Origin of the sequence: Cellulomonas wangsupingiae, assembly GCF_024508275.1 — a bacterium.
In the GTDB taxonomy this organism is placed as follows: Bacteria; Actinomycetota; Actinomycetes; order Actinomycetales; family Cellulomonadaceae; genus Cellulomonas; species Cellulomonas wangsupingiae.
This window is the reverse complement of the sequence record NZ_CP101989.1, coordinates 2,322,546-2,348,587: the sequence shown is the minus strand read 5'-3', so window position 1 is coordinate 2,348,587 and position 26,042 is coordinate 2,322,546. Positions and strand designations below refer to the sequence as shown.

Genomic DNA, 26,042 nt, shown 5'->3' with positions numbered 1-26,042 from the left:
GACCGCCGGAGGACCTCGGTCCCGGCGGGGCGTCGTCGCAGGGCCCCACGCTGGGCGCCGGCCGGGCACGTCGTCCCGCGCCGCGTCCGTCAGTGCTGTGCCAACGAGAGGTGTGTCCCATGTCGGTCCGTCGTGTCGCCCTTCTGACCGCCGGCGGTTTCGCTCCCTGCCTGTCCTCCGCCGTCGGTGGGCTCATCGAGCGCTACACGGAGATCGCCCCCGAGGTCGAGATCATCGCCTACCAGCACGGCTACCACGGCCTGCTGCGGGGTGACAGCATCACGGTCACGCCCGAGGTGCGCGCCAAGGCCGGCATCCTCCACCGCTTCGGTGGCTCGCCCATCGGCAACTCGCGGGTCAAGCTCACCAACGCCAAGGACTGCGTCAAGCGGGGTCTGGTCGCCGAGGGCGAGGACCCGCTGAAGGTCGCGGCCGAGCGCCTCAAGGCCGACGGCGTGGACGTGCTGCACACGATCGGCGGCGACGACACCAACACGACGGCCGCGGACCTCGCCGCGTACCTGCACGACAACGGCTACGAGCTGACCGTCGTGGGGCTGCCCAAGACGATCGACAACGACGTCGTGCCGATCCGCCAGTCGCTGGGTGCGTGGACGGCGGCCGAGGAGGCCGCCGGCTTCGCCGCGAACATCATCGGCGAGCACCGCTCCGGCCCGCGCATGCTCATCGTGCACGAGGTCATGGGGCGGCACTGCGGGTGGCTGACCGCCGCGGCCGCCGCCGAGTACCGCAAGTGGCTCGACCTGCAGGAGTGGGTGCCCGGCATCGGCCTGTCGCGCGAGCGCTGGGACATCCACGCCGTCTTCCTGCCCGAGCTCGCGCTCGACATCGACGCCGAGGCCGCGCGCCTCAAGCAGGTCATGGACGAGCAGGGCAACGTCAACATCTTCCTTTCCGAGGGTGCGGGCATGCACGAGATCGTCGAGCAGCTCGAGGCCGCCGGCACGCCTCCGGAGCGGGACCCGTTCGGGCACGTCAAGCTCGACACGATCAACCCGGGCCAGTGGTTCGCCAAGCAGTTCGCCGACAAGCTCGGTGCCGAGAAGGTCATGGTCCAGAAGTCGGGCTACTACTCGCGCGCCGCGGCGGCGAACGCCGAGGACCTGCGCCTCATCAAGTCGATGACGGACCTGGCCGTCGAGTGCGCGCTGCGCGGCGAGTCCGGCGTCATCGGGCACGACGAGGAGAACGGCGACCGCCTGCGGGCCATCGAGTTCCCGCGCATCGCCGGTGGCAAGGCGTTCGACGTGTCGCAGCCCTGGTTCGGCGCGCTCCTCGCCGACATCGGGCAGACCCTCGTGCCGGCGAGCCACTCGTGAGCGTCGAGCCGGACCCGCAGGTCGTCGCCGGGCTCGACGCCTGGGAGTCGCTGCCGGCCGGGCAGCAGCCGCAGTGGCCCGACGCCGAGGCCGTGCGGCGCGTCCGCGACCGCCTCGCGACGCTGCCGCCGCTGGTGTTCGCCGGCGAGGCGGACGCGCTGCGGTCGCAGCTCGCGGCCGCGTCGCGGGGCGAGGCGTTCGTCCTGCAGGGCGGTGACTGCGCCGAGACGTTCGCCGAGGCCACGGCCGACAACATCCGCAACAAGATCAAGACGATCCTGCAGATGGCGGTCGTGCTGACGTACGGCGCCAGCATGCCGGTCGTCAAGATGGGCCGCATGGCGGGGCAGTACGCCAAGCCGCGGTCGTCCGACGTCGAGACGCGCGACGGCGTGACGCTGCCCGCGTTCCGTGGGGACATCATCAACGGGTTCCCGTTCACCCCGGAGGCCAGGACGCCGGACCCCGCCCGGCTGCTGGAGGCGTACCACACGTCCGCGTCGACGCTGAACCTCATCCGCGCGTTCACCACCGGTGGCTTCGCGTCGCTGCTGCGGGTCCACGAGTGGAACCGCGGGTTCACGTCGAACCCCGCGTACTCCCGGTACGAGGAGATCGCCGCGGAGATCGACCGGGCCATCCGCTTCATGGCGGCGTGCGGTGCCGACTTCGACGCGCTGCGCACGGTCGACTTCTTCTCGGCGCACGAGGCGCTGCTGCTGGACTACGAGCGGCCCCTCACCCGGATCGACTCGCGCACGGGCCTGCCGTACGTCTGCTCGGCGCACTTCGTGTGGATCGGGGAGCGCACGCGCCAGCTCGACGCCGCGCACGTCGACTTCTTCTCGCGCGTGCAGAACCCGATCGGCGTCAAGCTCGGACCCACGACGACGGGTGACGACGCGCTCGCGCTGATCGACCGTCTCAACCCGTCGGGTGAGCCCGGCCGGCTGACGTTCGTCACCCGCATGGGCGCCGGCAAGGTCCGGGACCTGCTGCCGGGCCTGGTCGAGAAGGTGACGGCCGACGGGCGTCCCGTGACGTGGGTCTGCGACCCGATGCACGGCAACGGGATCACGTCGGCGAGCGGGTACAAGACCCGTCGCTTCAGCGACGTCATGGACGAGGTCGCCGGGTTCTTCGAGGTGCACCGCGCGCTGGGCACCGTGCCCGGAGGGCTGCACGTCGAGCTCACGGGCGACGACGTCAGCGAGGTCCTCGGCGGCACGGAGGAGATCGACGACGAGGGCCTCGCGCGGCGCTACGAGACGCTCGTCGACCCGCGCCTGAACCACCAGCAGTCGCTCGAGATGGCCTTCCAGGTGGTCGAGCTGCTGCGTCGCGCCTGACCCCGGGCTCGCGCACGACGAGGCCCCGGTCACCCCACGGGTGACCGGGGCCTCGTCGTGCCGTCGGCCCTGCGCCTCAGACGACGGTGAGCGTGATGGTGGCGCCCTTCGGTGCGGTCTGGCCACCGTCCACGCTCTGGGCGACGACCCGACCGATGAGCCCGCCCCACGAGTTCTTGCGGTCGACCTTGAAGCCCGCGGCCTCGAGCTGCTGCTTGGCCTGCGCGAAGTCGGTCTGGACGACGTTGGGGACCACGACGGGCTCCGGTCCCGCCGACACGGTCACCGTGACGACGTCACCCCGGTGCGCGGTCTCGCCGGCCGAGGGCGTCTGGTCGATGATCCGTCCGGCGGGGACGGTGTCGTGGTGCGCCTCGGTGGCCTCGACCGTCAGGGCGTCCGGCGTGAGCTGGTCCTGGGCGGCCTCGACGGTGATGCCGACGACGGACGTGACCGTGACGGGCGCGGGCCCCCGCGAGACGACGAGCGTCACGGTGCTCCCGCGCTTGACCTCGGCGCCCGGCTCCGCGGCGTCGCCGCCCGGGACCGTGGCGCTGAGGACCTGACCGGCGGGCGCCTCGTCGTGGTAGCTCTCGTCGCCGTACTCGACGGCGAGGTCCGCACCCTCGAGCGCGGCCTCCGCGTCCGCCTGCATGGCACCCACGACGCCGTCGGGCACGAGGACGAGGTCTGGACCCTTCGAGACCGTGTACGTGACCGAGCCGTCCTTGCGGACGGGCTCTCCCGGTCCGGGGTCCGTGGCGAGGACCGACCCCACGGGCACGTCGTCGTGGAACGCCTCGGCCCGGGTGTGCCGCAGGCCGGCCGCCTCGATCTCGGCGACCGCGTCGGCCTCGGTCTGCTCGACGACCGCCGGGACGGCGGTGTAGGCACCAGGGCCGACCTCGAGGTACCACCACGTCCCCAGGCCGAGCAGGGCGAGCACGGCGACGACCGCCACCGGGAGCACCCACCGGCGCCGGGACGTCTCGGGTCGTGCCTCGGGCTCGGCCACGACACCCAGGCCGATGGGCAGGGCGACCGTCCCGCCGCGGGCGTGGTCACCGACGGGGACGCGCGTCGTCGCACCGTCGTCGTCGCCTTCGGGGGTGTCCTCGTCGCCCTGCGCGAGCGCGTCGGCGTCGGACGGGTCGGTCGCGCTCGGCAGCGCGACGGTCGGGGGGACGTCGGCACGGCGGTCGAGCGTGATCCCGTCGAGCGCGGCGCGGGTCCGGCGCACGAGCTGCAACGCCGCGCCGGCGTCGACAGGGCGGTCGTCGGCGTCGTGCGCCGCGAGCGCGCCGACCAGCTCGTCGATCTCGGACGGCAGCCAGTCGACGAGGGTGGACGGCGCCGGGAGCTCCGAGCTCACGTGCTGGAACGCGACCTGGATGGGCGTCTCGCCGGTGAACGGCTGCCGGCCCGTCAGCATCTCGAAGAGCATGACCCCGGTCGCGTACACGTCGGTGCGTGCGTCGCCCGTGCCGTGCCGGACGAGCTCGGGCGCGAGGTAGGCGACGGTCCCGAGCACCGTCCCGGTGGTGGTCGACGTGACCTCCGTGACCGCGCGGGCGAGGCCGAAGTCGGCGACGCGGACGCGTTCGTCCGACGCGATGAGGACGTTCTCCGGCTTCACGTCGCGGTGCACGAGGTCGGTGCGGTGCGCCGCCGCGAGGGCGTCGAGCACGCACTCCGTGACCCGCAGCGCCTCACCGACGCGCAGCGCGCCCTCCTCGGCGATCCGGCGCCGCAGGTTGGTCCCGTCGACGTACTCCATCGTCAGGTAGCTGGTCTCGCCGTCGAGGCCCTGGTCGAAGACCCCGACGAGCCCGGGGTGCGTCAGGCGGGCGGCCGCGCGCGCCTCGCGGCGGAAGCGCGCGACGAACGCCCCACCGGCCGCGCCCTCGGCGAGGTGGGGGTGCATGACCTTGAGCGCCACCTCACGGTCGAGGCGGCGGTCGATCGCCAGGTACACCGTCGCCATGCCGCCCCGTGCGATGCGGGAGACGACCTCGTACCGCCCGTCGACCAGGCGGCCCACGAGCGGATCGGTGACAGTGGTTCCCACGCGCGGCAGTCTACGGTTGCGGACCTGAAGTTCCTGGGAGCCGCGCGTCAGCGGAAGCGCGTCATCAGCGTCTGGACGTTCGCGACGTACCGGCGGGTGTCGGAGAACATGCCGTTGCGCTTCACCGAGGACGCGCCCTGGTAGTACGACGCGATCGCGGTGGGCAGGTCGTCGCCCGACGTCCGGACCAGCGAGCGCAGGATCGCGACCCCGGCCACGACGTTGTCGTCGGGGTCGAGGAGGTTCAGGTCCCGTCCGACGAGCTGGGACGCCCACTCCCCGGACGACGGGATGACCTGCATCGTGCCGATGGCGTTGGCGGGGGAGACCGACGTGTGGTCGAAGCCGGACTCCTGGTGGGCCACGGCCTGCGCGAGCGCGGGGTCCACGCCCATCGCCACGGCGGTCGCGGCGACCTTCGCCTGCATGGCGGCCCGCGACGGGGCGCCCGTCGCCAGCAGCGTCGCCTTGTTCTGGTTCGCCGCGTCGACGACCTGCGGTGCGTAGGTCCGGCCCGCGAACGTGTTGCCGACGAGCTGCGTGGCCGGTGCGGCGGGGGTCGCGGCACCAGGGATCGTCAGCGTCTGACCGGTGCGGATGGTGGCGCGCGCGTCGAGCCCGTTGGCGGCGACGACGGCCGCGACGGTGGTGCCGTGCCGCGCGGCGAGCGCGGAGACCGTGTCGCCGGCGCGCACCGTGTGGCTCGCGCCCGTCGCGGCCGGTGCGGCGGGCGGTGCGGCGGGGGTCGCGGCACCGGGGACGGTCAGCGTCTGACCGGCACGGATGGTGGCGCGCGCGTCCAGTCCGTTGGCGGCGACGACGGCCTGCACGGTGGTGCCGTGCCGGGCGGCGATGGCCGAGACCGTGTCGCCGCTGCGCACGGTGTACGCCCCGCCGGCGGCGGCCGGCGTGGCGCCGGGGGCCGGCGCGCCCGTGGCGCCGGGGATCGTGAGGACCTGGCCGGCGCGGACGAACGCGCGCGCGTCGAGGCCGTTCGCGGCGACGATCGCGGCCACCGACGTGCCGTGCCGGGCGGCGACGGCCGAGACCGTGTCGCCGCTGCGCACGGTGTACGTCGCCGCCGATGCTGCGGGCGCGGGCGCCGGGGCGGCCTTCTCGGGAAGGCGCAGCACCTGCCCGGCGCGGACCCGCGAGGGGTCGGCCAGGGCGTTGTCGGCGGCGATGCGCGCGACGTCCGTGCCCGCGCGGCGGGCGATCGACGTCAGCGTGTCGCCCTCCTGGACGGTGTAGTCGGCAGCGTGGCCGGCGGTGCCGGTCGCGGCGAGCGCGACGGTGGCGAGCGCGAGCGTGGCACCCGTCCCGGTCGCGGTGCGCGCGACGGTGCGCGGACGCGTGGACAGTGCGGACATGTGCCCCCCCAGGCGGTGGTGATGCAGGTGGTCGAGTGCCGACGTGTGACGTCTGGTGCCCGTGTGACAGGTGTGACAGAAATCGACGCTAGACGAGAATGGCCGCGACGGAAAGCCCACGGGGTCGATGGCGGGCATCCCGCGCCCGACCCGTAGGCTGGTCGGGTGAGTTCGTCGTCGGATCTTGATCAGCTTGTCGGCTCGTGGCTGACCCTCCCGGACGTGGCGCAGATGCTCGGCGTCGACACCGGCAGGGTGCGTCGCCTCCTGCAGGAGCGCCGCCTCGTCGGCGTGCGGCGCGGCAGCCCGCCGGTGCTCAGCGTGCCCGCCGACCTACTGGTGCCGGGCCACCTCGCCAACCCCGCCGCGCCGGACGTGCCGTCCGACGACAAGCCGTGGACGGTGCTGGCGTCGCTGCAGGGGACCCTCACGGTGCTGGCCGACGACGGCTTCAGCGACGAGGAGACGATCGCCTGGCTCTTCGCCGTCGAGGACTCGCTCGGCGTGTCCCCGATCGCCGCCCTGCGGGCGGGACGCAAGACCGAGGTGCGCCGGGTCGCCCAGGCGATGCTGTAGCCGGACGCGGGACCGCCGGGGACGGCGGTCCGCGCCGTCAGGCGGCGCGGTCGATCGTCGCGTGCGCGAGCGCGACCAGGGCGCTGCGCGCAGGCTCCGGCCAGTCGCGCGCCGCGATCTGCGTGAAGGTCTCGGAGCGCAGCTCGTCGATGAGCGACTCGACCTCGTCGACCGCGCCGGTCCGCACCAGCAGTGCGGTGAGCTCGGCGATGGCGTCGGCGTCGAGGCCGGGGTCGCCGACGCCGCGGGCGAGGGCCGCCGCGGCCTCGGTGTCGCCCGCCTGGGTCGCCAGCGCCAGCGCGCGTGCCACCAGCACCGTGCGCTTGCCCTCCCGCAGGTCGTCGCCGGTGGGCTTGCCGGTGGTCGCGGGGTCTCCGAGCACCCCGAGCAGGTCGTCCCGGAGCTGGAAGGCCTCGCCGAGCGGCAGCCCGACCGCCCGGCAGCCCGCGAGCGCCTCCTCGTCGGCCCCCGCCAGCGCTGCCCCGAGCACGAGCGGGTGCTCGACGCTGTAGCGCGCGGCCTTGGTGCGCACGACGTCGCGGGCGCGCCGCTCGTCGTCGGCCGGATCGCCCCACGGCATGGTCTGCGCGACCAGGTCGAGGTACTGGCCGACCGTCACCTCGGTGCGCATGAGGTCGAAGACCGTCCGCGCGGCCCGCGCGACGGGGGCCGGGAGGCCGGCCAGCGCGTGGGCCATCTCCTCGTCGCTCGCGACGAGGGCGAGGTCGCCGAGGAGGATCGCGGCGCCGTCGCCGAACCGGCGTGCCTCGCCACGGCGCTGCGAGGTGCGGTGCTCGTCGGCGAAGACCCGGTGCGCGGTCGGCAGGCCGCGGCGGGTGCTGGAGTCGTCCATCACGTCGTCGTGGAACAGGGCCGCGGCCTGGAAGAGCTCGAGCGCAGCTCCTGTGCGCAGCACGGCGGCCTCGCGCTCGTCGCCTGGTGTGCCCCCGTGGGCACGCCAGGACCAGTAGCAGAACGCGGCCCGCAGCCTCTTGCCGCCCGCGAGCATGCGCTCGACCGCGTCCACGAGCGGCGTGGCGTCCGGGCCGATCGCCAGGACGGTCTCGCGCAGGGACGCGACGTGCCGTGCGAGCGCCGCGTCCACGCCCTCTCGCAGGTTCTCACGGTCGACGAGAGCGGTGTTCGCGGTGGGCACGAGCCCACCCTAGGGTCAAGGGGCGGCGAGAGTCCCGCCGAGGGTCATGGTCCGCAGGCCGTCGCGGTCCAGCACGCCGACCACGAGCAGCTCGGCGCCGTCGGACCGGGAGAACGTCGTCCGGGCGGCGAGCCCGGCCTCGGGAGACGAGGGCGGCGACTCGGCGAAGCCGGCGGCGACGAGCGGCGCGCGCACGGCGTCGAGGAGTCCCGCCGCGTCCTGCCCCGTGCGCACGTTGAGGCTGATGGCCAGGCGGCCGTCGGGCAGCGGCTCGGCGGACGACACGAGGACCTCGGCGCCGGGCGGCACCGGCACGAGCGCTGACGGGAAACCGGGCGCGAGCGTGCCGACGGCGGAGTCCTCGTCGGTGTCGACGGGGAGCAGCGTCTCGTCCGGCGACGGGGAGGGCGAGGGCGAGGTCACCGACGCCGTGGGCTCCGGCGAGGGCGCGGCCGTGCACCCGGCCGCGAGCCCGACGCAGAGGAGGGCGGCGGCCGCCAGGGCGCAGGACGACGGGCGCGGCACGGCGCCAGGGTAGCCCCGCGTCCCGACCGCCGGTGCCCGAGCCGACCACAGCCCGGTCGTGGGGCGGTCGAACCCACAGGTCGGTCGAACCTCGCCCCGAGGGCTGGTGACCCGCGCTTTCGTGGTGCCCATGGAACCCCTCGTCCTCCGGCTCGGTGAGCCCCGTGAGCTGCTCGCCCTCGTCCCTCACCTCCTCGGTTTCCGTCCGCGGGACAGCGCGGTGGCCGTCAGCCTGCGCGGCACCCGGGGGCGGGTCGGGCTCGTGGCCCGGGTCGACCTCGCCGACGTGGGCGACCCCGTCCACGGCGCGCAGGTGGCACGTTCCCTGGCGAGCCACCTGGCCCGCGACGGGGCACGGCGTGCGGTGCTCGTCGTCTACGCCGACGGCGCGTCCGGGGGGCGTGGCAGTCTCGTCGCCACGGCCGTCGGCCACGTCGCCGAGGCGTTCGACCTGCCCTTCGGCGGGGTCGACGTCGTCGTGGTGGGCGACGGGACCTACCGGTGCCTCGGGTGCGGACCGGACTGCTGCCCGCCCGGCGGGCGCCCGCTGAGCGACCTGGAGTCGACGCGCGCGGGTGCCGAGATGGTGCTCGCCGGATCGGTCGTGGCGCCCCTGCGCGACGCGCTCGGCCAGGTGGTGCGGGCGCCGGGTGACGTGCGCCGCGCCGTGGCGCGGGTCCGTCGCCGGCGTGCTGAGGCGCACGTGCGTGCGCTCGCGAGCGGTCCGGCAGCCGTGGCCCGCTGGCGCTGCGAGGCCCTGGCGGCCTGGCGCGCGCTCGTCGCAGCGAGACCGGGGAAGGGCGCCGGGGCGGTCACCCGGGTCGCGCTGCTCGGGCGGGTCGAAGCCGGTCTCGCCGACCGGCGGGTGCGTGACGCGGTGCTCGTGACGTGCCTGCCCGGTGCGGGCACGCTGCCCGAGCGTGCGCTGACGCGTGCGGGCCCGGACGAGGACGCCGAGCTGCGGGCGGCGATCGGGCGTCTCGTCGACCCGGACGTGGGGGAGCCCCCCGACGACGCCGCACGCGCGGTGCAGGGCGCACTCGAGGACGTCGTGGCGCACGGGCTGCGAGGCGCGCAGGCGCCGGCGTGGACGCTGCTCGCGACCCTGGCCTGGTGGCAGGGGGATGGCGCGCGCGCAGCGGTGCTGCTCGGGCGTGCACTGCGGGACGACCCGACGTACCGGCTCGCGCAGCTCCTGCGCAGCGCCCTGGAGGCCGGCCTCGCACCGGGATGGGCGCGTCGGTCGACGTGATCCTCCGCCGCGGAGCGCCGTGCGCGCCGAGGTCGTCGCAGGTCCCGCGCTCCGGTAGCGTCGCGTACGAGGCCGACCCGGGCCAGGAGGAGGAGCGACGATGGGCATCGTGGTCGGCTACCTGGCGACCCCTGAGGGGCACGCGGCGCTGGACGCCGCGGTCGAGGAGGCCAGGCGGCGGTCGGTCCCTGTCGTCGTCGTGCTCAGCACGCGTCCGGACGAGCCGCAGGAGCGCCGGGAGCAGACCCGGCAGGACCTGGAGGGCGTCCGAGAGGAGCTCGACTCCCTCGGGGTCGCCCACGATATCCGCCTCCTGGAGGGTGGCGACGTCGCGGACGACCTCATCAGCACTGCCGAGGCGGTCGGCGCGGAGCGCATCGTCCTGGGCCTGCGCCGGCGCAGCCCGGTAGGCAAGCTCATCCTCGGTTCGAACGCCCAGCGGGTCCTCTTCGACGCGCCGTGCCCGGTGCTCACGGTCAAGCCGGCCGGCTGACCCGCCCCGGACGCGCAGGTCCGTGCCTTCAGGTCCGGCCGCGCGTGCGGCCCTGCTGCGGCCAGGTCACCCGGAGCGCGGTGCAGTCCGTCCGGCGGTGCACGGGAATTCTCCTGCTCCCGCGCGTGTTCAAGCAGGTCGGCCCCCGAGGACGGCCCGTACGCCTGTCGCGTGATGCGTCGCACCACGCGCGGCACCCCCCCGCGGGTCGGTACAATATCCGTCTGTCTCCCGGTCCTTCGGACTCTCCTCGGTTCCGGTTGCCGCGCTGACGAAAGGTCCTTCGTGACGTCCCAGACCCCCCACCCCGCACTTCCGCGCGAGTTCCAGCACCCTGCCCTGCAGGAGCTGGTCATGCGCGGGCGGACCCACGGCAGCGTCGACTCCGCGTCGGTGCGTGCCGCGTGCGAGGCCGCAGGTGTCGAGGGGCCCAAGCGGCTGCGTGCGGTCGTCCGTGGGCTCGGCACCGCCGGCATCGACGTGAACGACCTCGGCACCGCCGGCCGCGCGGTGGCCGCGACCAGCGCCAAGTCCCGTCCTGCCGCCAAGGCGTCCGTCGCGGACGGCGCGAAGCCCGTGGCCAAGACCAGGGCCGCCGCGACGAAGTCGACCACCGCCAAGGTGGCCACCAAGGCCGCCCCCGCCAAGGGCTCGAAAGTGACCGACGACTCCGCCGACGTGGCGGACGACGTCGAGGTCGATGTCGACGTCGCCGACCTCGAGGACGTCGAGGCCGTCGACGTCGAGGTCGACGCCGACGACGTCGTCGAGGCCGTCGAGGTGGTCGAGGAGGGTGACGACACCGAGGCGAAGCCCGCCGCGGCGAAGAAGGAGGACGAGCCGGAGGACACGGGCTTCGTCTACTCCGACGCCGACGACGACGACGCGCCGGCGCAGCAGGTCGTCACCGCCGGTGCGACCGCCGACCCGGTCAAGGACTACCTCAAGCAGATCGGCAAGGTCGCGCTGCTGAACGCCGAGCAGGAGGTCGAGCTCGCCAAGCGCATCGAGGCCGGCCTGTTCGCCGAGGAGAAGCTCGCCGAGACCCGCGACCAGCTCGAGCCGAAGCTGCGTCGTGAGCTCGAGTGGATCGCGCAGGACGGTCGCCGCGCGAAGAACCACCTGCTCGAGGCCAACCTGCGACTCGTCGTCTCGCTCGCCAAGCGGTACACCGGTCGCGGCATGCTCTTCCTGGACCTCATCCAGGAGGGCAACCTCGGTCTGATCCGTGCGGTCGAGAAGTTCGACTACACCAAGGGCTACAAGTTCTCGACGTACGCGACGTGGTGGATCCGGCAGGCCATCACCCGCGCGATGGCCGACCAGGCCCGCACCATCCGCATCCCGGTGCACATGGTCGAGGTCATCAACAAGCTCGCGCGCGTGCAGCGCCAGATGCTCCAGGACCTGGGCCGTGAGCCCACGCCGGAGGAGCTGGCCAAGGAGCTGGACATGACGCCCGAGAAGGTCGTCGAGGTCCAGAAGTACGGCCGCGAGCCCATCTCGCTGCACACGCCCCTCGGCGAGGACGGCGACAGCGAGTTCGGTGACCTCATCGAGGACTCCGAGGCAGTCGTCCCCGCGGACGCCGTGAGCTTCACGCTGCTGCAGGAGCAGCTGCACCAGGTCCTGGACACGCTGTCCGAGCGTGAGGCCGGTGTGGTCTCCATGCGCTTCGGTCTGACCGACGGCCAGCCGAAGACGCTGGACGAGATCGGCAAGGTCTACGGCGTGACCCGTGAGCGGATCCGTCAGATCGAGTCCAAGACGATGTCGAAGCTGCGTCACCCGTCGCGCTCCCAGGTGCTGCGGGACTACCTGGACTGAGACGCCTCAGCACGAACGTCGAGAGCCCGGCCCGTGAGGGCCGGGCTCTCGTGCTTCCGATCCTGTGATTCGTCAGCCTTGACTAACCGTTAGCCCTTGCTCACCATTGCCACGTGACCGGAACAGAGCGCGACCGGACCGACGAGGCGCTGCGCGCGCTGGCCGAGCCGCGCCGCCGCGCGATCGTGCGGGTCCTGTCGGCCGGAGAGCTGCCCGTCGGCAGGTTGGCCGAGCGCTTCGACGTCACGCGCAGCGCGGTCAGCCAGCACCTGCGCGTGCTCGAGGCCGCCGGGCTCGTGACGCACCGCAGGGACGGGACCCGGAACCTGTACCGCACGCGCCCGGACGGGCTCGTGCCGTTGCGGACGTTCCTCGAGGAGACGTGGGCGGCCTCGCTGGACGCGGCGCGGCGGGTCGTCGAGCAGGAGGCCGGGACATCCGACGGCGAGGAGCACCGCCATGAGCGACGCACGGGATGAGAGCACGCACGGCAGGGCTGCGCCCATGACGGAGGCGCCCGGCCCGCTCCGGCAGGCCGTGACGGTCCGCGCCGACCGGGCGACGACCTTCGAGGTGCTCGTCCGCGACATCGGGGCGTGGTGGCCGGTGACCGGGTTCTCGCTCGGTGGCGCACGGGTCCGGGGTGTCCACCTCGAGGGTGGGGCAGGCGGGCTGCTCGTCGAGCGCTGGGACGACGGGACGCAGCACGCCTGGGGTGAGGTGCTCGTCTGGGACCCCCCGCACCGCCTCGTCCTGTCGTGGCACGTCACGGGTGTCCCGACCGAGGTGGAGCTGCGCGTCCTCGCGCTGGGACCGGGCCTGTGCCGGGTCGAGGTCGAGCACCGGGGCTGGGAAGCGCTCGAGCCGACGCCGGCGCCCACGGTGCGTGCGACCTACCGTGACGGCTGGCCGGTGGTGCTCGGCCGCCTCCGCGACCACGTCGAGGCGCACTGAGCCCGGCCGTCGCGGAGGGAGCACGACGAGGCGCGGACCGGGCGGTCCGGCTACCGCGGGATCACCCGGCCCGACGGGGCAGTTCCCGCCCGGTGGGCGGCCGCCTGTACTAGCCTGCGCGGCATGACCAGCTCCCGCCGTCGTCGCCTCCCGTGGGGCGCTGCCGCGCTCGCGTTCGCTCTCGTCGCCGGGTTGGCCACGGCTGACCTGGTCGGCGGTGGGTCGGCCCAGGCAGCGCCGGCGCCGTCCGCGCCGTTCCCGCTGACGGGTCTGACGACGTCCGCGACGCAGGCCGAGATCGCGGCGTGCTCGGCGGACCAGTCCCACCGCACCCGGGAACCCAACGCGCACCTGTACTACTTCAAGCGGGGGCAGGTCTGGTACGTCGTCGGTGCGGGGCAGGCCTCGCCCTCGCCGAACGTCGGAGCGGCGTCGTTCTGCTTCATCTTCGGCAACGAGGGTGACATCGGTGTGATCGGGACGTGGGGCGTGAACGGCAAGACCTACGCGACCCCTGGCGTCTTCCGCCCCTCCACCGGTGAGTGGTTCTTCAGCGGCACGGAGTTCGGCAGCACCGCGGCCGAGAGCCGGCGTTTCGGCAGCCCGGGTGACCAGCCGTTCGTCGGGGACTGGGACGGCGACGGACTGTCCGACCTGGGGGTCAAGCGCGGCACCACCTGGTACCTGCAGACCGACCGGACGTCGACCATCGCGCAGGGCACCCGGACGTTCGGGGCCCCGGAAGACGTCCCGCTCGGTGGCGAGGGCAGCAGCAGGATCGGCTTGCCCCTCCAGCTCGACGTCTACCGCCCGTCGACCGCGACGTTCTCCACCTTCCGCGACGTCGACGGGCAGATCGTCCCGGTCATCACCGGGGCGGTCGGGGACCAGCCGGTCGCCCCGGTCCGGATCCTCCACGACAGCGTCGCCCAGGTGGACGCCGGGCACGGGGCCTATCGCCCGTCGACCGCGACCCTCCGTCTCGGAACGGGCTTTGGCTGGAGCTCCTACGCCATCGGCCAGGCCGGCGACCAGGTGCTGCGCACCGGCGTCATCTGCGACCTCAACGAGTGCGGGTCGTACCCGTACCCCTGACCCGGCCCGGCGGTCGCTGCCGGACGGACGACGAAGGCCCCGGACCGTGGTCCGGGGCCTTCGTGGCTCGTGGTGCGGAGCGCTCGTCAGCCGGCTGCGCCCGGGCCGGCGCCGTGCTCGGCGAGCAGCCGGTCCGTCTCGTCCTGGACGTGCGTCGCGACCGCGGCGAACTTGGGTGCGTGCTCGCGCGCGTGGTGCGCGCAGAACAGCAGCTCACCGACGGGGAGCACGACGCGGACGTAGGCCTGCGCGTTGCAGCGGTCGCAGCGGTCGGCAGCCGTCAGCGGGGTCCTGGATTCCATCGTCGTCCCTGTCACATCTCCATACAACCATCCGGTCCGCCGATCCATACCATCAGGAGCGGTCGGTTCGCTGTCTGCGTACAAGATCGTGACATGACGTCCGCGGGCGCCGGTCCGGCACGGCGGGGCGGGCACACGTCGCTCCCGGTCTACGATCGGCGCCGTGACGACGACCTCCGCCCAGTCCGGGTACACCGCGCGGCACCTGTCGGTGCTCGAGGGCCTCGAGGCCGTGCGCAAGCGGCCCGGCATGTACATCGGCACCACCGACAGCCGCGGGCTCATGCACTGCCTGTGGGAGATCATCGACAACTCCGTCGACGAGGCGCTCGGTGGGCACGGCGACCGCATCGAGGTCGTGCTGCACGCCGACTCGTCCGTCGAGGTGCGCGACAACGGGCGCGGCATCCCCGTGGACGTGGAGCCGAAGACCGGCCTGACGGGCGTCGAGGTCGTGCTCACCAAGCTGCACGCCGGGGGCAAGTTCGGGGGTGGGTCGTACGCGGCGTCGGGTGGCCTGCACGGCGTGGGGGCGTCCGTGGTCAACGCGCTGTCCGCGCGTCTCGACGTCGAGGTCGACCGTGGCGGCCGGACGTACCGCATGACGTTCCACCGCGGCGAGCCGGGCACGTTCGACGACAGCGCGGGCGTGAGCCCGGAGTCGCCGTTCGAGCCGTTCGTGCAGGGGTCCGAGCTCGCGGTCGTCGGCAAGGTCGCCAAGGGCGTCACCGGCACCCGCGTGCGCTACTGGGCGGACCGCCAGATCTTCCCCAAGACGGCGGTCTTCTCCTACGACGAGCTCGTCACGCGGGCGCGCCAGACGAGCTTCCTGGTGCCGGGCCTCGCGATCACCGTGCGTGACGAGCGCCGGGTCCCCGGGACGCCGGGGGAGCACGGCCCGCACGAGGAGACGTTCCTGCACACCGGTGGGGTCGTCGACTTCGTCGACCACCTCTCGCCCGACGCCGCCGTGACCGACACGTGGCACCTCACGGGCGAGGGGACGTTCACCGAGACCGTCCCCGTGCTCGACGACCGCGGCCACATGAGCCCGCAGGAGGTCTCGCGGCGCTGCGAGGTCGACGTCGCGGTGCGCTGGGGCACGGGGTACGCGACGGAGGTGCGCAGCTTCGTCAACATCATCGCGACGCCGAAGGGCGGGACGCACCTGGCCGGCTTCGAGGCGGGGCTGCTCAAGACGGTCCGGGCGCAGGTGGCCGCGAACGCGCGTCGCCTGAAGATCTCCGCGAAGGACTCCTCGTCCGAGCGCGTCGAGAAGGAGGACGTGCTCGCCGGTCTCACGGCCGTCGTGACCGTGCGGCTGGCGGAGCCGCAGTTCGAGGGGCAGACCAAGGAGGTCCTGGGCACCGGGCCGGTCCGGGGCATCGTCGCGCGCGTCGTCGAGCAGGAGCTCACGGCGCTGTTCGGGTCCTCGAAGCGCGAGCACAAGGCGCACTCGGCGCTGCTGCTCGACAAGGTCGTGGGGGAGATGCGGGCGCGCGTGTCGGCGCGCAAGCAGAAGGAGATCTCGCGCCGCAAGAACGCGCTCGAGTCGTCGTCGCTGCCGGCCAAGCTGGCCGACTGCCGCATCGACGACGTCGCGCGCAGCGAGCTGTTCATCGTCGAGGGCGACAGCGCGCTGGGTACCGCCAAGCTCGCGCGCAGCTCCGACTTCCAGGCGCTGCTGCCGATCCGCGGCAAGATCCTCAACGTCCAGAAGGCGTCGGTCGGCGACATGCTCAAGAACGCCGAGTGCGCCTCGATCATCCAGGTCATCGGCGCGGGCTCGGGGCGCACGTTCGACCTCGAGGCCGCCCGTTACGGCAAGGTCGTGCTGATGACGGACGCCGACGTCGACGGCGCGCACATCCGCACGCTGCTGCTGACGCTGTTCTTCCGGTACATGCGACCGCTGGTGGAGGACGGGCGCGTCTACGCCGCCGTGCCGCCGCTGCACCGCATCGAGGTGATCGGTGCGGGCTCCCGCAAGAACGAGTACCTGTACACCTACTCCGAGGCGGAGCTCACGGCGACCCTCAAGAAGCTGGACCGCTCCGGCAAGCGCTACAAGGACGACATCCAGCGCTACAAGGGCCTCGGCGAGATGGACGCCGACCAGCTGGCGGAGACGACCATGGACCCGCGGCACCGCACGCTGCGGCGTGTGAGGATCGGCGAGGCCGAGCAGGCGGCGGCCCAGGTGGAGAAGGTGTTCGAGCTCCTCATGGGCTCGGACGTGGCGCCGCGCAAGGACTTCATCGTCGCGAACGCGCACGCCCTGGACCAGTCCCGCATCGACGCCTGAGCGCGCCGGGTGCGGTGTGCGACGCACATAACGGTGGACCACGGCCGCGGTTCCGCGCGACGCTGGCGACCATGACCGACACGACCACACCCCTGGCCGTCCGCGCCGCACCCCCCGCGCAGGTCCCGGTCCCCGACCCCGGGCTCGGGCTGACGTGGCGCCCCGCGACCTTGCAGGACGCGGCGGCGCTGGCCGCGCTGAACGTCCGCTCGGAGGAGGCCGACGGCCTGCCGTACCGCACCTCGGTCGCCGAGGTGGCCGAGGAGCTCGCGGGCCAGTGGCGGGACCTCTCGCTCGACACGCTCGTCGGGGTCGACGCCGACGGCACGCCGCGGGCGTACGCCCACGTCGACACCGCGCCCGGTGACGAGCGCGTGGTCCGCGCGTTCGTCAGCGGCACGGTCGACCCCGCGTGGCGTGGGCGCGGGATCGGCGCCGCCCTCGTGGCCTGGTCGCAGGCGCGTGCGCGTCAGCTGCTCGCGGCGTCGGGCAAGGAGCTGCCCGCGCGTATCGCGACGTACGCCGACGACTCGGTCCCCGAGGTGGCGTGCGTGTTCGAGGCCGCGGGTTTCGCACCCATCCGCTACTACACGCACATGCGGCGCCCGCTCGACGCGCCGCTGCCCGACGTCCCGCGGATCGAGGGACTGCGCGTGGTGCCGTGGTCGTCCGAGCTCGACGACGCCGTGCGCCTGGCCCACAACGAGGTCTTCGCCGACCACTGGGGGTCCGAGCCGCGCACACCGGAGCAGTGGCGTGCCGCACGCGCGATGTTCGCGCCCGCGTGGTCCTTCGTGGCGCTCGACGACGCGGACCACGTCGTCGCCTACGCGGTGTCGGGCCGGTACGAGGAGGACTGGCCGGCCGCCGGCTACCCGTCGGGCTACACCGAGCTGCTCGGGGTCCGGCGCGAGTGGCGCGGCCGTCGGGTGGCTGTGGCGCTGCTCGCGACGGTGATGCGTGCCTACCAGGCGGACGGCATGGCGTACGCCGAGCTCGAGGTCGACACCGAGAACCCGTCCGGGGCGCACGGCCTGTACGCCGCGCTCGGCTACGAGGTCGCGCACTCCTCGACGATGCTGACGATCGAGCTGTGACGTCCGTCCCGGACGGGCCCGCAGCGGCCCGTCCGGGCACTGTCGCGGCCCGCGGCCGTTAGTGTCTGTGCACATGACCGACGTGCTCGACCTGCAGGACGTGACGATCCGCCGAGGGACGACGACGATCCTGGAGTCGCTCTCGTGGCGGGTGCAGGAGGGCGACCGCTGGGTCGTGCTGGGACGCAACGGCGCGGGCAAGACGACCCTGCTGCAGGTGGCGTCCGGTCGCATGCACCCGACCTCCGGGACCGCCTCGCTGCTCGGTGAGCGGCTCGGTGCGACGGACGTGTTCGAGCTGCGTCCGCGGATCGGGTTCGCGAGCGCCGCGCTCGCCGACCGGATCCCCTCGGGGGAGACCGTGCGCGACGTCGTGCTCACGGCGGCCTACGGCGTGACCGGGCGCTGGCGCGAGTCGTACGAGTCGGTCGACGAGTCGCGCGCAGCGGACCTGCTCGCGGCGTTCGGGGTCGCGCACCTCGCCGAGCGGTGGTTCGGCACGCTGTCGGAGGGGGAGCGCAAGCGCGTGCAGATCGCGCGGTCGCTCATGAGCGACCCCGAGCTGCTCCTCCTCGACGAGCCCGCGGCGGGCCTCGACCTCGGGGGGCGCGAGGAGCTCGTCGGTGCCCTGGCGGAGCTGGCCCACGACCGCCGCTCGCCGGCGCTGGTGCTGGTGACCCACCACGTGGAGGAGATCCCCCCGGGGTTCACCCACCTGCTGCTGCTGCGAGCGGGACGGGCGTTCGCCGCGGGGCCCATCGAGGAGGTCCTGACCGCGGAGAACCTGTCGGGGACCTTCGACGTCCCGCTGCGCCTGGACCGTGCCGACGGCCGCTGGGCCGCGCACGCGCACCGCGACGCCCGCTGAGGGACGTTCCTCGGGCCGATCCGCCGGGGACGGAGCCATCAACTAGGATCTGACCAGGGACGACGGCGACCGGCGGAGGTGCAGTGCGATGGGATGGCTCTGGTGGGTCGGTGGCGCACTGACGCTGGGCATCCTCGAGATGCTCTCGCTGGACCTCGTCCTGATCATGTTCGCGGGCGGCGCGCTGGCCGGGGCGCTGGCGTACGCGCTCGGTGCGCCCGTGGCGGTGCAGATCCTCGTCGCGGCGCTGACGTCGACGGCGCTGCTCGTGCTGCTGCGGCCCTGGCTGCTGCGCCACCTCAAGGGCCGGGTGACCCTGACCGAGACCAACGCCGCCGCTCTCGTCGGCCGGTCGGCCGTCGTCGTCGCGACGGTGGACGGCACGACGGGCCGCGTGAAGCTCGCGGGTGAGGTGTGGAGCGCGCGCACCGCCGACGGCGGGTCCCTGCCCGCCGGTGCCACGGTGACGGTCACCAAGATCGACGGGGCGACGGCCGTCGTCAGCCCTCTGCCCGCGACGGCCAGCGGCGACACGGCTGCTCCGGGCGTCGCGCCCGCCTGACCCCTCGTCCGAGACAGCGACCCGGCCCCGGGTCACCGACGTCGTCCCGGTCGGGGCGGCAGAACCTGCGGAGGTCCCATGAACGACGGCCCCGGTGCCGGCCAGATCGCGCTGATCGTCGTCCTCGTCCTCGTCCTGGTCTTCGTCGTCGTCGCCCTGGTGCGCGCGGTGCGGATCGTGCCGCAGGCGGTCGCGATCATCGTCGAGCGGCTCGGGCGGTACCACAAGACGCTGGACGCCGGTCTGCACCTGCTGATCCCGTTCATCGACCGTCCGCGCGCGAGCGTCGACCTGCGCGAGCAGGTCGTGTCGTTCCCCCCGCAGCCGGTCATCACGTCCGACAACCTCGTGGTCAGCATCGACACGGTCATCTACTTCCAGGTGACGTCGCCGAAGGACGCGGTCTACGAGATCGCGAACTACATCACCGGCATCGAGCAGCTGACGGTGACCACGCTGCGCAACGTCATCGGCTCGATGGACCTCGAGCAGACGCTGACGAGCCGCGACCAGATCAACGGGCAGCTGCGCGGCGTCCTCGACGAGGCGACCGGCAAGTGGGGCATCCGCGTCAACCGCGTCGAGCTCAAGGCGATCGACCCGCCCGCCTCGGTGCAGGGCTCGATGGAGCAGCAGATGCGCGCCGAGCGCGACCGTCGTGCGGCCATCCTCACGGCCGAGGGCGTCAAGCAGTCGGCGATCCTCACCGCCGAGGGCGAGAAGCAGTCGGCGATCCTGCGGGCCGAGGGTGAGGCGCAGTCCGCGATCCTGCGGGCCGAGGGTGAGGCGCGCGCGATCCTCCAGGTCTTCGACGCCGTCCACCGCGGTGACGCCGACCCCAAGCTGCTCGCGTACCAGTACCTGCAGACGCTGCCGAAGATCGCGTCGAGCCCGTCGAACAAGATGTGGTTCCTGCCGGCCGAGCTCAGCGGTGCGCTGGGCTGGCTGTCCAAGGGCTTCCAGGGCGACGGGGACGGCGGGAGCTACCCGACGCGGCCCGCGGGCAGCTCGCCCATCGCCGAGGGCGACCTGCCGCCCGTGTCGCTGACCGACCCGGGCGAGGCACTGGCCGAGGCCCGGCGCGAGTCGGCCGCCGCGACGGCCGACGCGACGAGCGCGGGCACGCTGTCCGGCGTGCCGTTCGACCCGTCGGCCGAGCGCGGGCAGCGCCCCGGCCCCGGTGTGGCGCCGCGGCCCACCTACGGCTCGCCGGCGACGGCCCCGCAGGTGCCGCCGTCCGACGCACCGCCGCAGGACGACCCGCAGCCGCCGGTGCAGCCCGCCGGCTGACCGGCCGCTCGACGCACCGACGCCGGTGCCCCGTCCCGGGGCGCCGGCGTCGTGCTGTCCGCCCAGCGCGGAATCGTGGTGCACTGCGCCGGTCGGCGGGGCATCGTGTACCTGCTGCCCCTGGGGCCGGCCCGCAGCGGAGCCGGCCGACCGTCGCCGGGGTGCCCGTCGTCCACGGAAGGGCTCGGCCCATGCTCACGCGCCTCCTCCGGGAGTACCTGCAGCCCTACCAGGCGTCCGTCGCCGCCGTGCTCGTCCTGCAGCTCGTGCAGGTGATCGCGACGCTGTGGCTCCCCAGCCTCAACGCGGACATCATCGACGACGGCGTCGCCCGCGGTGACACGGCCACGATCTGGCGCCTCGGCGGGGTGATGCTCGTGGTCAGCCTGGTGCAGGTCGTCGCGTCCGTGGCGGCGGTGTGGTTCGGGGCCCGGACCGCGATGGCGTTCGGGCGGGACGTGCGCGCGCGGCTCTTCGACCAGGTGCAGTCGTTCTCCCAGCAGGAGATGGGCAGGTTCGGGGCGCCCACGCTCATCACGCGCACGACGAACGACGTCCAGCAGGTGCAGATGGTCGTCTTCATGACGTTCGTGTTCCTCGTCATGGCGCCGCTCATGCTGGTCGGCGGCGTGGTGATGTCGTTGCGCGAGGACCTCGCGCTGTCCGGCCTGCTCCTCGTGATCGTGCCCGTGCTGGCCGTGGTGATCGGGCTGATCGTCTCGCGGATGGTGCCGTGGTTCCGCCAGATGCAGCAGCGCATCGACGCCGTCAACCGCGTCATGCGCGAGCAGCTGTCCGGCGTGCGCGTCATCCGCGCGTTCGTCCGCGAGCGGCAGGAGCAGGCGCGGTTCGAGGTGGCCAACACGAACCTGTACACCGCGTCGCTGCGGGCGGGTCTGCTGATGGCGCTGATGTTCCCCGTCGTCATGCTGGTCATGAACGTGTCCAGCACGTCGGTGGTGTGGTTCGGCGCCCAGCGCGTCGACGCCGGGGAGATGCAGATCGGCTCTCTCATCGCGTTCCTCAGCTACATCATGTTCGTGCTCATGGCGGTGATGATGAGCTCGATGATGGTGGTGATGGTGCCGCGCGCCATGGTCTCCGCCGACCGCATCGGAGAGGTCCTGGACACGGCGACCACCGTGGTGGCGCCCACGCAGCCCGTGGCGTTCCCGACGGGCGCGGCGGCGCGGCCCGGTCTCCTGGAGCTGCGCGACGTCGAGTTCCGGTACCCGGGTGCCGAGAACCCCGTGCTGATGGACGTGTCGTTCGTCGCCGAGCCGGGCCGGACGACGGCGGTGATCGGCTCGACCGGGGCGGGCAAGACGACCCTGCTGAACCTCGTCCCGCGGCTGTACGACGTGACCGGCGGGCGGGTCCTCGTCGACGGCGTCGACGTGCGCGACGCAGACCCCGTGGAGCTCGGCAGGCGCATCGGCCTCGTGCCGCAGCGTCCGTACCTCTTCTCCGGCACCGTGCGCAGCAACCTGGAGTTCGGCCGTCCGGAGGCAACCGACGACGAGCTGTGGCACGCGCTCGACGTCGCCCAGGCCCGCGGGTTCGTCGAGGCGCTGGCCGACGGGCTCGACGCGCCGGTCGCGCAGGGCGGCACGAACCTGTCGGGCGGGCAGCGGCAACGGCTCGCGATCGCCCGGGCGCTGATCCGTCGGCCCAGCATCTACCTGTTCGACGACTCGTTCTCGGCGCTCGACTACGCGACCGACGCGGCGCTGCGCGCCGCCCTGGCACCCGAGACCCTTGACGCGACCGTCCTCGTGGTGGCCCAGCGGGTCGCCACCATCCGCTACGCCGACCGGATCCTCGTGCTCGACGAGGGCCGGGTGGTCGGCGACGGCACCCACGACGAGCTGCTGGCCTCGAACGAGACCTACCAGGAGATCGTGTACTCCCAGCTGAGCGCGCAGGAGGCGGCATGAGCGCCACGACCCGGTCCGAGCGTCCTCCCGGCCCTCCCGCGGGCGGACCTCGCGGTGGCCCCATGGGCATGGGGCTGGGCATGCCCGGGCAGAAGTCCATGGACTTCCGCGGCTCGCTGCGCCGGCTGCTGACCGTCCTGCGGCCCGAGCGCCCGCGGCTCGTCGCCGTCCTGGTGCTCGGTGCGCTGTCGGTGGCCGCTGCGGTGGCCGGCCCCAAGCTGCTGGGCAACGCCACGGACGTGCTGTTCGAGGGCGTCGTGTCGCGGCAGCTCGCCGGGTCCGTGCCCGCGGGGACCACCCAGCAGCAGGCGGTCGAGGCGCTGCGGGCGGCGGGGCAGGAGACGCTGGCCGACATGGTCGCCGGCATGTCCGACCTGACGGTCGGCGCCGGGGTCGACTTCGAGCGGCTCGGGTCGATCCTGCTCGTCGTGCTGGGGGTGTACGTCGCGGCCTTCCTGTTCGGCTGGTGGCAGGGGCGGCTGACGGCGCGCGCGGTGCAGAACACGGTGCTCCGGATGCGCTCGCAGGTCGAGGAGAAGCTCGGCCGGGTGCCGCTGTCGTACTTCGACCGGCAGCCGCGCGGCGAGCTGCTGTCACGCGTCACCAACGACATCGACAACGTCGCCCAGACGGTGCAGCAGACGCTGTCGCAGCTGGTCACGTCCGTGCTCACGGTCATCGGCGTGCTCGCGATGATGTTCTGGATCTCGCCGTTGCTCGCCGTGGTGGCGCTGGTGACCGTGCCGCTGTCGGTGGTCATCGCCGCCGCCATCGCCAAGCGGTCGCAGCCGCAGTTCGTCGAGCAGTGGGCGTGGACGGGCAAGCTGAACGCGCACATCGAGGAGATGTTCACCGGGCACGACCTCGTCACGGTCTTCGGCCGCCAGCAGGAGGCCGCCGCGACGTTCGCCGAGCGCAACGAGCGCCTCTACGAGTCCGCCTTCCGTGCGCAGTTCATCTCCGGGATCATCCAGCCGGCGCTCGGGTTCGTCGCCAACCTCAACTACCTGGTCGTCGCCGTGGTCGGCGGCCTGCGGGTGGCGTCCGGGACCATGACGCTCGGCGACGTGCAGGCGTTCATCCAGTACAGCCGGCAGTTCACCCAGCCGATCACGCAGATCGCGTCGATGGCGAACCTCCTGCAGTCGGGCGTCGCGTCGGCCGAGCGCGTCTTCGAGCTGCTCGACGCCGACGAGCAGACCCCGGGCCCCTCGCAGCCGGCGACGCTGCCCGCGCGCGTGCGCGGGCGCGTCGCCTTCGAGGACGTGTCCTTCCGCTACGAGGCGGACACCCCGCTCATCGAGCACCTGTCGGTCGTCGCCGAGCCCGGCCAGACGATCGCGATCGTCGGGCCCACCGGCGCGGGCAAGACCACGCTGGTCAACCTGATCATGCGGTTCTACGAGGTCGACGCCGGACGGATCACGCTCGACGGGATCGACACCCGGGACCTCACGCGTGACGCGCTGCGCTCCCAGATGGGCATGGTCCTGCAGGACACGTGGCTGTACGAGGGCACCATCGCGGAGAACATCGCGTACGGCGTCGACGACGCGACGCAGGAGCAGATCGTCGAGGCGGCCGTCGCGACCCACGTCGACCGCTTCGTCCGGACGCTGCCCGACGGGTACGACACGGTCCTGGACGACGAGGGCGGGGCGGTGTCCGCGGGGGAGAAGCAGCTGCTCACCATCGCGCGGGCGTTCCTCGCGGACCCGGCGATCCTCATCCTCGACGAGGCGACGTCGTCCGTGGACACCCGCACCGAGGTGCTCGTGCAGCACGCGATGAATGCGCTGCGCGTGGGCCGCACGTCGTTCGTCATCGCGCACCGGCTGTCGACGATCCGCGACGCCGACGTGATCCTGGTGATGGAGCACGGCCAGATCGTGGAGAAGGGCAGCCACGACGAGCTGCTGGCGGCGCACGGCGCGTACGCCCGGCTGTACGAGAGCCAGTTCGCCGCGGCGGTCGCGCCCGTCGACTGAGAGCGGGCGGTGGTGCAGGCCGCTTCGAGGGAGTCAGGCCGCCCCCGAAGGTCCCAGGTGAGGGCTGAGGACGCGCCGTAGCGTCGAGTGGGACGACGCCGCGTCTCACGGGAGGGTCGACCCATCAGCTCCGCCACCGCCTCAGCGCCCACGCACCAGCCGGCCGGCAAGGACCGGGGGAGCAGGCCGCCGCGCGCCGAGCGGTTGCGTCGGCCCAGCCGCCCGACCGTCGGCCTCGTGGTCGGTCCGCTGCTGGCCCTCCTCGTCGGCTGGGCAGTCCCGGACATGATGCCCGAGGCGGCCGGGGCGCCCCAGTACGCCGGTGCCGTGACCGCCGCGACCCTCGTGCTCATGGGCGTGTGGTGGATGACCGAGGCGCTGCCGCTGGCGGTGACGGCGCTGCTGCCGCTGGTGGTGCTCCCTGTCGCGGGCGTCGCACCCGTCTCCGACGTCGCCGCGCCGTACGCGAACAAGGTGATCTTCCTGTTCCTCGGCGGGTTCGTGCTCGCCGTCGCGCTGCAGCGCTGGGACGTGCACCTGCGGATCGCGCTCGGCGTGGTGCGGCTGGTCGGCACCGCCCCGCGGCGCCTCGTGCTCGGGATGATGGTCGCCACCGCCCTGCTGAGCATGTGGGTCTCGAACACCGCGACCGCCGTGATGATGCTGCCCATCGGGGTGTCCGTCCTCGCGCTGCTGGGGCGGGAGCGAGGCGGCGTCGACGCGCGGCTGTCGGCCGCCCTCATGCTGGGCATCGCCTACGCGGCGACGATCGGGTCGTTCGGCACGATCATCGCGAGCCCGCCGAACGCGCTGCTCGTCGGCTACGTCTCGGAGACGTACGGCATCGAGATCAGCTTCGGCCAGTGGATGGCCGTCGGGCTCCCGCTGTCGATCGTGTTCCTGCTGCTCGCCTGGCTCGTGCTGACCCGGGTGATCTTCCGCTTCGACCCCGCACCGTTGTGCGAGGACGACACCGTGGTGCGCGTCGAGCTCGACCGGCTCGGCCCCATGGGCCACCCGCAGCGGCGGGTCGTCGCGGTCTTCGCGCTCGCGGCGGTGTCCTGGATCGCGCTGCCGCTGGTCTGGCCCGGCACCCCCGTCACGGACGAGGTCGTGGCCGTCATCGTCGCGATCCTGCTGTTCCTGCTGCCGTCCGGCGACGACTGCGGCGGACGGCTGCTCGACTGGTCGGACACGCGCGAGCTGCCGTGGGGGATCCTCCTGCTGTTCGGTGGCGGCCTGGCGCTGGCCTCGCAGATCACGGCGTCCGGGCTGTCGGTCTGGATCGGCGAGCGCGCGCACGGGCTGCACGGCCTGCCCACCTTCGTGGTCGTCGCCGCGGTGTGCGTGCTGACCGTCGCGATGACCGAGTTCATGTCGAACACCGCCACGGCGGCGACGCTGCTGCCGATCATGAGCACGGTCGGCGACGCGCTCGGGTACGGGCCGCTGCTCCTCGCGGTACCGGTCGCGCTCGCCGCCGGGTGCACCTTCATGATGCCCGCCGCGACCCCGCCCAACGCCATCGCCTACTCGTCCGGCTACGTGCGGGTGCCGGACATGATCCGCGCGGGGGCGCCCCTGAGCGTCGCGTCCGTGCTGCTCGTGACGATCACCGTGACGACGCTCGCGTCGTGGGTGCTCGGCATCCCGGGCTGAGGATGAGAACCTGGTCACCGCTGCGGTGG

Annotated in this window: 22 protein-coding genes; 17 read left to right on the top strand and 5 right to left on the bottom strand. The window is 73.2% G+C overall.

Annotated features, from left to right (window positions below; all coding sequences use genetic code 11):
• Positions 1-119 precede the first annotated feature (119 nt).
• Positions 120-1,340 carry a pyrophosphate--fructose-6-phosphate 1-phosphotransferase gene (locus NP075_RS10895; protein ID WP_227563196.1) on the top strand — a complete coding sequence of 407 codons (1,221 nt, stop codon included), beginning with the start codon at positions 120-122 and terminating at the stop codon, positions 1,338-1,340.
• On the top strand, positions 1,337-2,689 hold the full coding sequence (locus NP075_RS10890) for a class II 3-deoxy-7-phosphoheptulonate synthase (RefSeq protein ID WP_227563195.1): 1,353 nt from the start codon (positions 1,337-1,339) through the stop codon (positions 2,687-2,689). The genes NP075_RS10895 and NP075_RS10890 overlap by 4 nt, the downstream gene beginning before the upstream one ends.
• A gap of 76 nt (positions 2,690-2,765) precedes the next feature.
• Here the strand turns inward: NP075_RS10890 and pknB are convergent, their stop codons facing one another.
• Positions 2,766-4,757 carry a Stk1 family PASTA domain-containing Ser/Thr kinase gene (pknB, locus tag NP075_RS10885; RefSeq protein ID WP_227563194.1) on the bottom strand — a complete coding sequence of 664 codons (1,992 nt, stop codon included), beginning with the start codon at positions 4,755-4,757 and terminating at the stop codon, positions 2,766-2,768.
• Positions 4,758-4,804: 47 nt separating this feature from the next.
• Entirely contained in the window at positions 4,805-6,127 is a 1,323-nt protein-coding gene (locus NP075_RS10880; protein WP_227563193.1) for a LysM peptidoglycan-binding domain-containing protein, read from the bottom strand.
• Positions 6,128-6,292: 165 nt separating this feature from the next.
• Between NP075_RS10880 and NP075_RS10875 the strand changes: the two genes are divergently transcribed.
• Complete coding sequence (locus NP075_RS10875) at positions 6,293-6,703, top strand: Rv2175c family DNA-binding protein (RefSeq protein WP_227563192.1); 411 nt, start codon at positions 6,293-6,295, stop codon at positions 6,701-6,703.
• Positions 6,704-6,740: 37 nt separating this feature from the next.
• Here the strand turns inward: NP075_RS10875 and NP075_RS10870 are convergent, their stop codons facing one another.
• Positions 6,741-7,859, bottom strand: a complete 1,119-nt coding sequence (locus NP075_RS10870) for a polyprenyl synthetase family protein (protein ID WP_227563191.1) — start codon at positions 7,857-7,859, stop codon at positions 6,741-6,743.
• A gap of 15 nt (positions 7,860-7,874) precedes the next feature.
• Positions 7,875-8,384: a hypothetical protein gene (locus NP075_RS10865; RefSeq protein WP_227563190.1), complete on the bottom strand. Its 510-nt coding sequence runs from the start codon at positions 8,382-8,384 to the stop codon at positions 7,875-7,877.
• A 130-nt stretch (positions 8,385-8,514) separates the two neighbouring features.
• Between NP075_RS10865 and NP075_RS10860 the strand changes: the two genes are divergently transcribed.
• The 6 genes from NP075_RS10860 to NP075_RS10835 all read left to right on the top strand — a co-directional run bounded on the left by NP075_RS10860 (position 8,515) and on the right by NP075_RS10835 (position 14,005).
• Positions 8,515-9,636, top strand: coding sequence for a DUF4192 domain-containing protein (locus tag NP075_RS10860; protein WP_227563189.1), 1,122 nt, complete (start codon positions 8,515-8,517; stop codon positions 9,634-9,636).
• 100 nt (positions 9,637-9,736) lie between these two features.
• A complete protein-coding gene (locus NP075_RS10855) occupies positions 9,737-10,129 on the top strand; it encodes a universal stress protein (protein ID WP_227563188.1) in 393 nt (130 codons plus the stop codon).
• Positions 10,130-10,414: 285 nt separating this feature from the next.
• Complete coding sequence (locus NP075_RS10850; RefSeq protein ID WP_227563187.1) at positions 10,415-11,956, top strand: RNA polymerase sigma factor; 1,542 nt, start codon at positions 10,415-10,417, stop codon at positions 11,954-11,956.
• A 113-nt stretch (positions 11,957-12,069) separates the two neighbouring features.
• Positions 12,070-12,435: an ArsR/SmtB family transcription factor gene (locus tag NP075_RS10845; RefSeq protein WP_227563186.1), complete on the top strand. Its 366-nt coding sequence runs from the start codon at positions 12,070-12,072 to the stop codon at positions 12,433-12,435.
• Positions 12,416-12,910: an SRPBCC domain-containing protein gene (locus NP075_RS10840; protein ID WP_227563185.1), complete on the top strand. Its 495-nt coding sequence runs from the start codon at positions 12,416-12,418 to the stop codon at positions 12,908-12,910. The genes NP075_RS10845 and NP075_RS10840 overlap by 20 nt, the downstream gene beginning before the upstream one ends.
• A gap of 123 nt (positions 12,911-13,033) precedes the next feature.
• Positions 13,034-14,005, top strand: a complete 972-nt coding sequence (locus NP075_RS10835) for a hypothetical protein (protein ID WP_227563184.1) — start codon at positions 13,034-13,036, stop codon at positions 14,003-14,005.
• 86 nt (positions 14,006-14,091) lie between these two features.
• Here NP075_RS10835 and NP075_RS10830 read toward each other — a convergent pair whose 3' ends face one another.
• On the bottom strand, positions 14,092-14,307 hold the full coding sequence (locus NP075_RS10830; protein ID WP_227563183.1) for a DUF7455 domain-containing protein: 216 nt from the start codon (positions 14,305-14,307) through the stop codon (positions 14,092-14,094).
• A gap of 163 nt (positions 14,308-14,470) precedes the next feature.
• On the opposite strand from NP075_RS10830, the gene NP075_RS10825 reads away from it, so the two are divergent.
• From NP075_RS10825 to NP075_RS10790, 8 genes are all read left to right on the top strand, one after another.
• Positions 14,471-16,612 carry a DNA gyrase/topoisomerase IV subunit B gene (locus NP075_RS10825; protein WP_227563182.1) on the top strand — a complete coding sequence of 714 codons (2,142 nt, stop codon included), beginning with the start codon at positions 14,471-14,473 and terminating at the stop codon, positions 16,610-16,612.
• A gap of 71 nt (positions 16,613-16,683) precedes the next feature.
• Complete coding sequence (locus NP075_RS10820; protein ID WP_227563181.1) at positions 16,684-17,709, top strand: GNAT family N-acetyltransferase; 1,026 nt, start codon at positions 16,684-16,686, stop codon at positions 17,707-17,709.
• A gap of 73 nt (positions 17,710-17,782) precedes the next feature.
• Positions 17,783-18,577 (top strand): ABC transporter ATP-binding protein, encoded by a 795-nt coding sequence (locus tag NP075_RS10815; RefSeq protein WP_227563180.1) that lies wholly within the window; start codon positions 17,783-17,785, stop codon positions 18,575-18,577.
• 88 nt (positions 18,578-18,665) lie between these two features.
• Positions 18,666-19,139 (top strand): NfeD family protein, encoded by a 474-nt coding sequence (locus NP075_RS10810; RefSeq protein ID WP_227563179.1) that lies wholly within the window; start codon positions 18,666-18,668, stop codon positions 19,137-19,139.
• 78 nt (positions 19,140-19,217) lie between these two features.
• Positions 19,218-20,429: an SPFH domain-containing protein gene (locus tag NP075_RS10805; protein ID WP_227563178.1), complete on the top strand. Its 1,212-nt coding sequence runs from the start codon at positions 19,218-19,220 to the stop codon at positions 20,427-20,429.
• A gap of 191 nt (positions 20,430-20,620) precedes the next feature.
• Entirely contained in the window at positions 20,621-22,366 is a 1,746-nt protein-coding gene (locus NP075_RS10800; protein ID WP_227563177.1) for an ABC transporter ATP-binding protein, read from the top strand.
• The gene (locus NP075_RS10795; protein WP_284439892.1) at positions 22,363-24,354 is read left to right on the top strand and encodes an ABC transporter ATP-binding protein; all 1,992 of its coding nucleotides are present in this window, start codon (positions 22,363-22,365) and stop codon (positions 24,352-24,354) included. The genes NP075_RS10800 and NP075_RS10795 overlap by 4 nt, the downstream gene beginning before the upstream one ends.
• 237 nt (positions 24,355-24,591) lie before the next feature.
• Positions 24,592-26,013, top strand: a complete 1,422-nt coding sequence (locus NP075_RS10790; RefSeq protein WP_227563176.1) for an SLC13 family permease — start codon at positions 24,592-24,594, stop codon at positions 26,011-26,013.
• Positions 26,014-26,042: the final 29 nt, after the last annotated feature.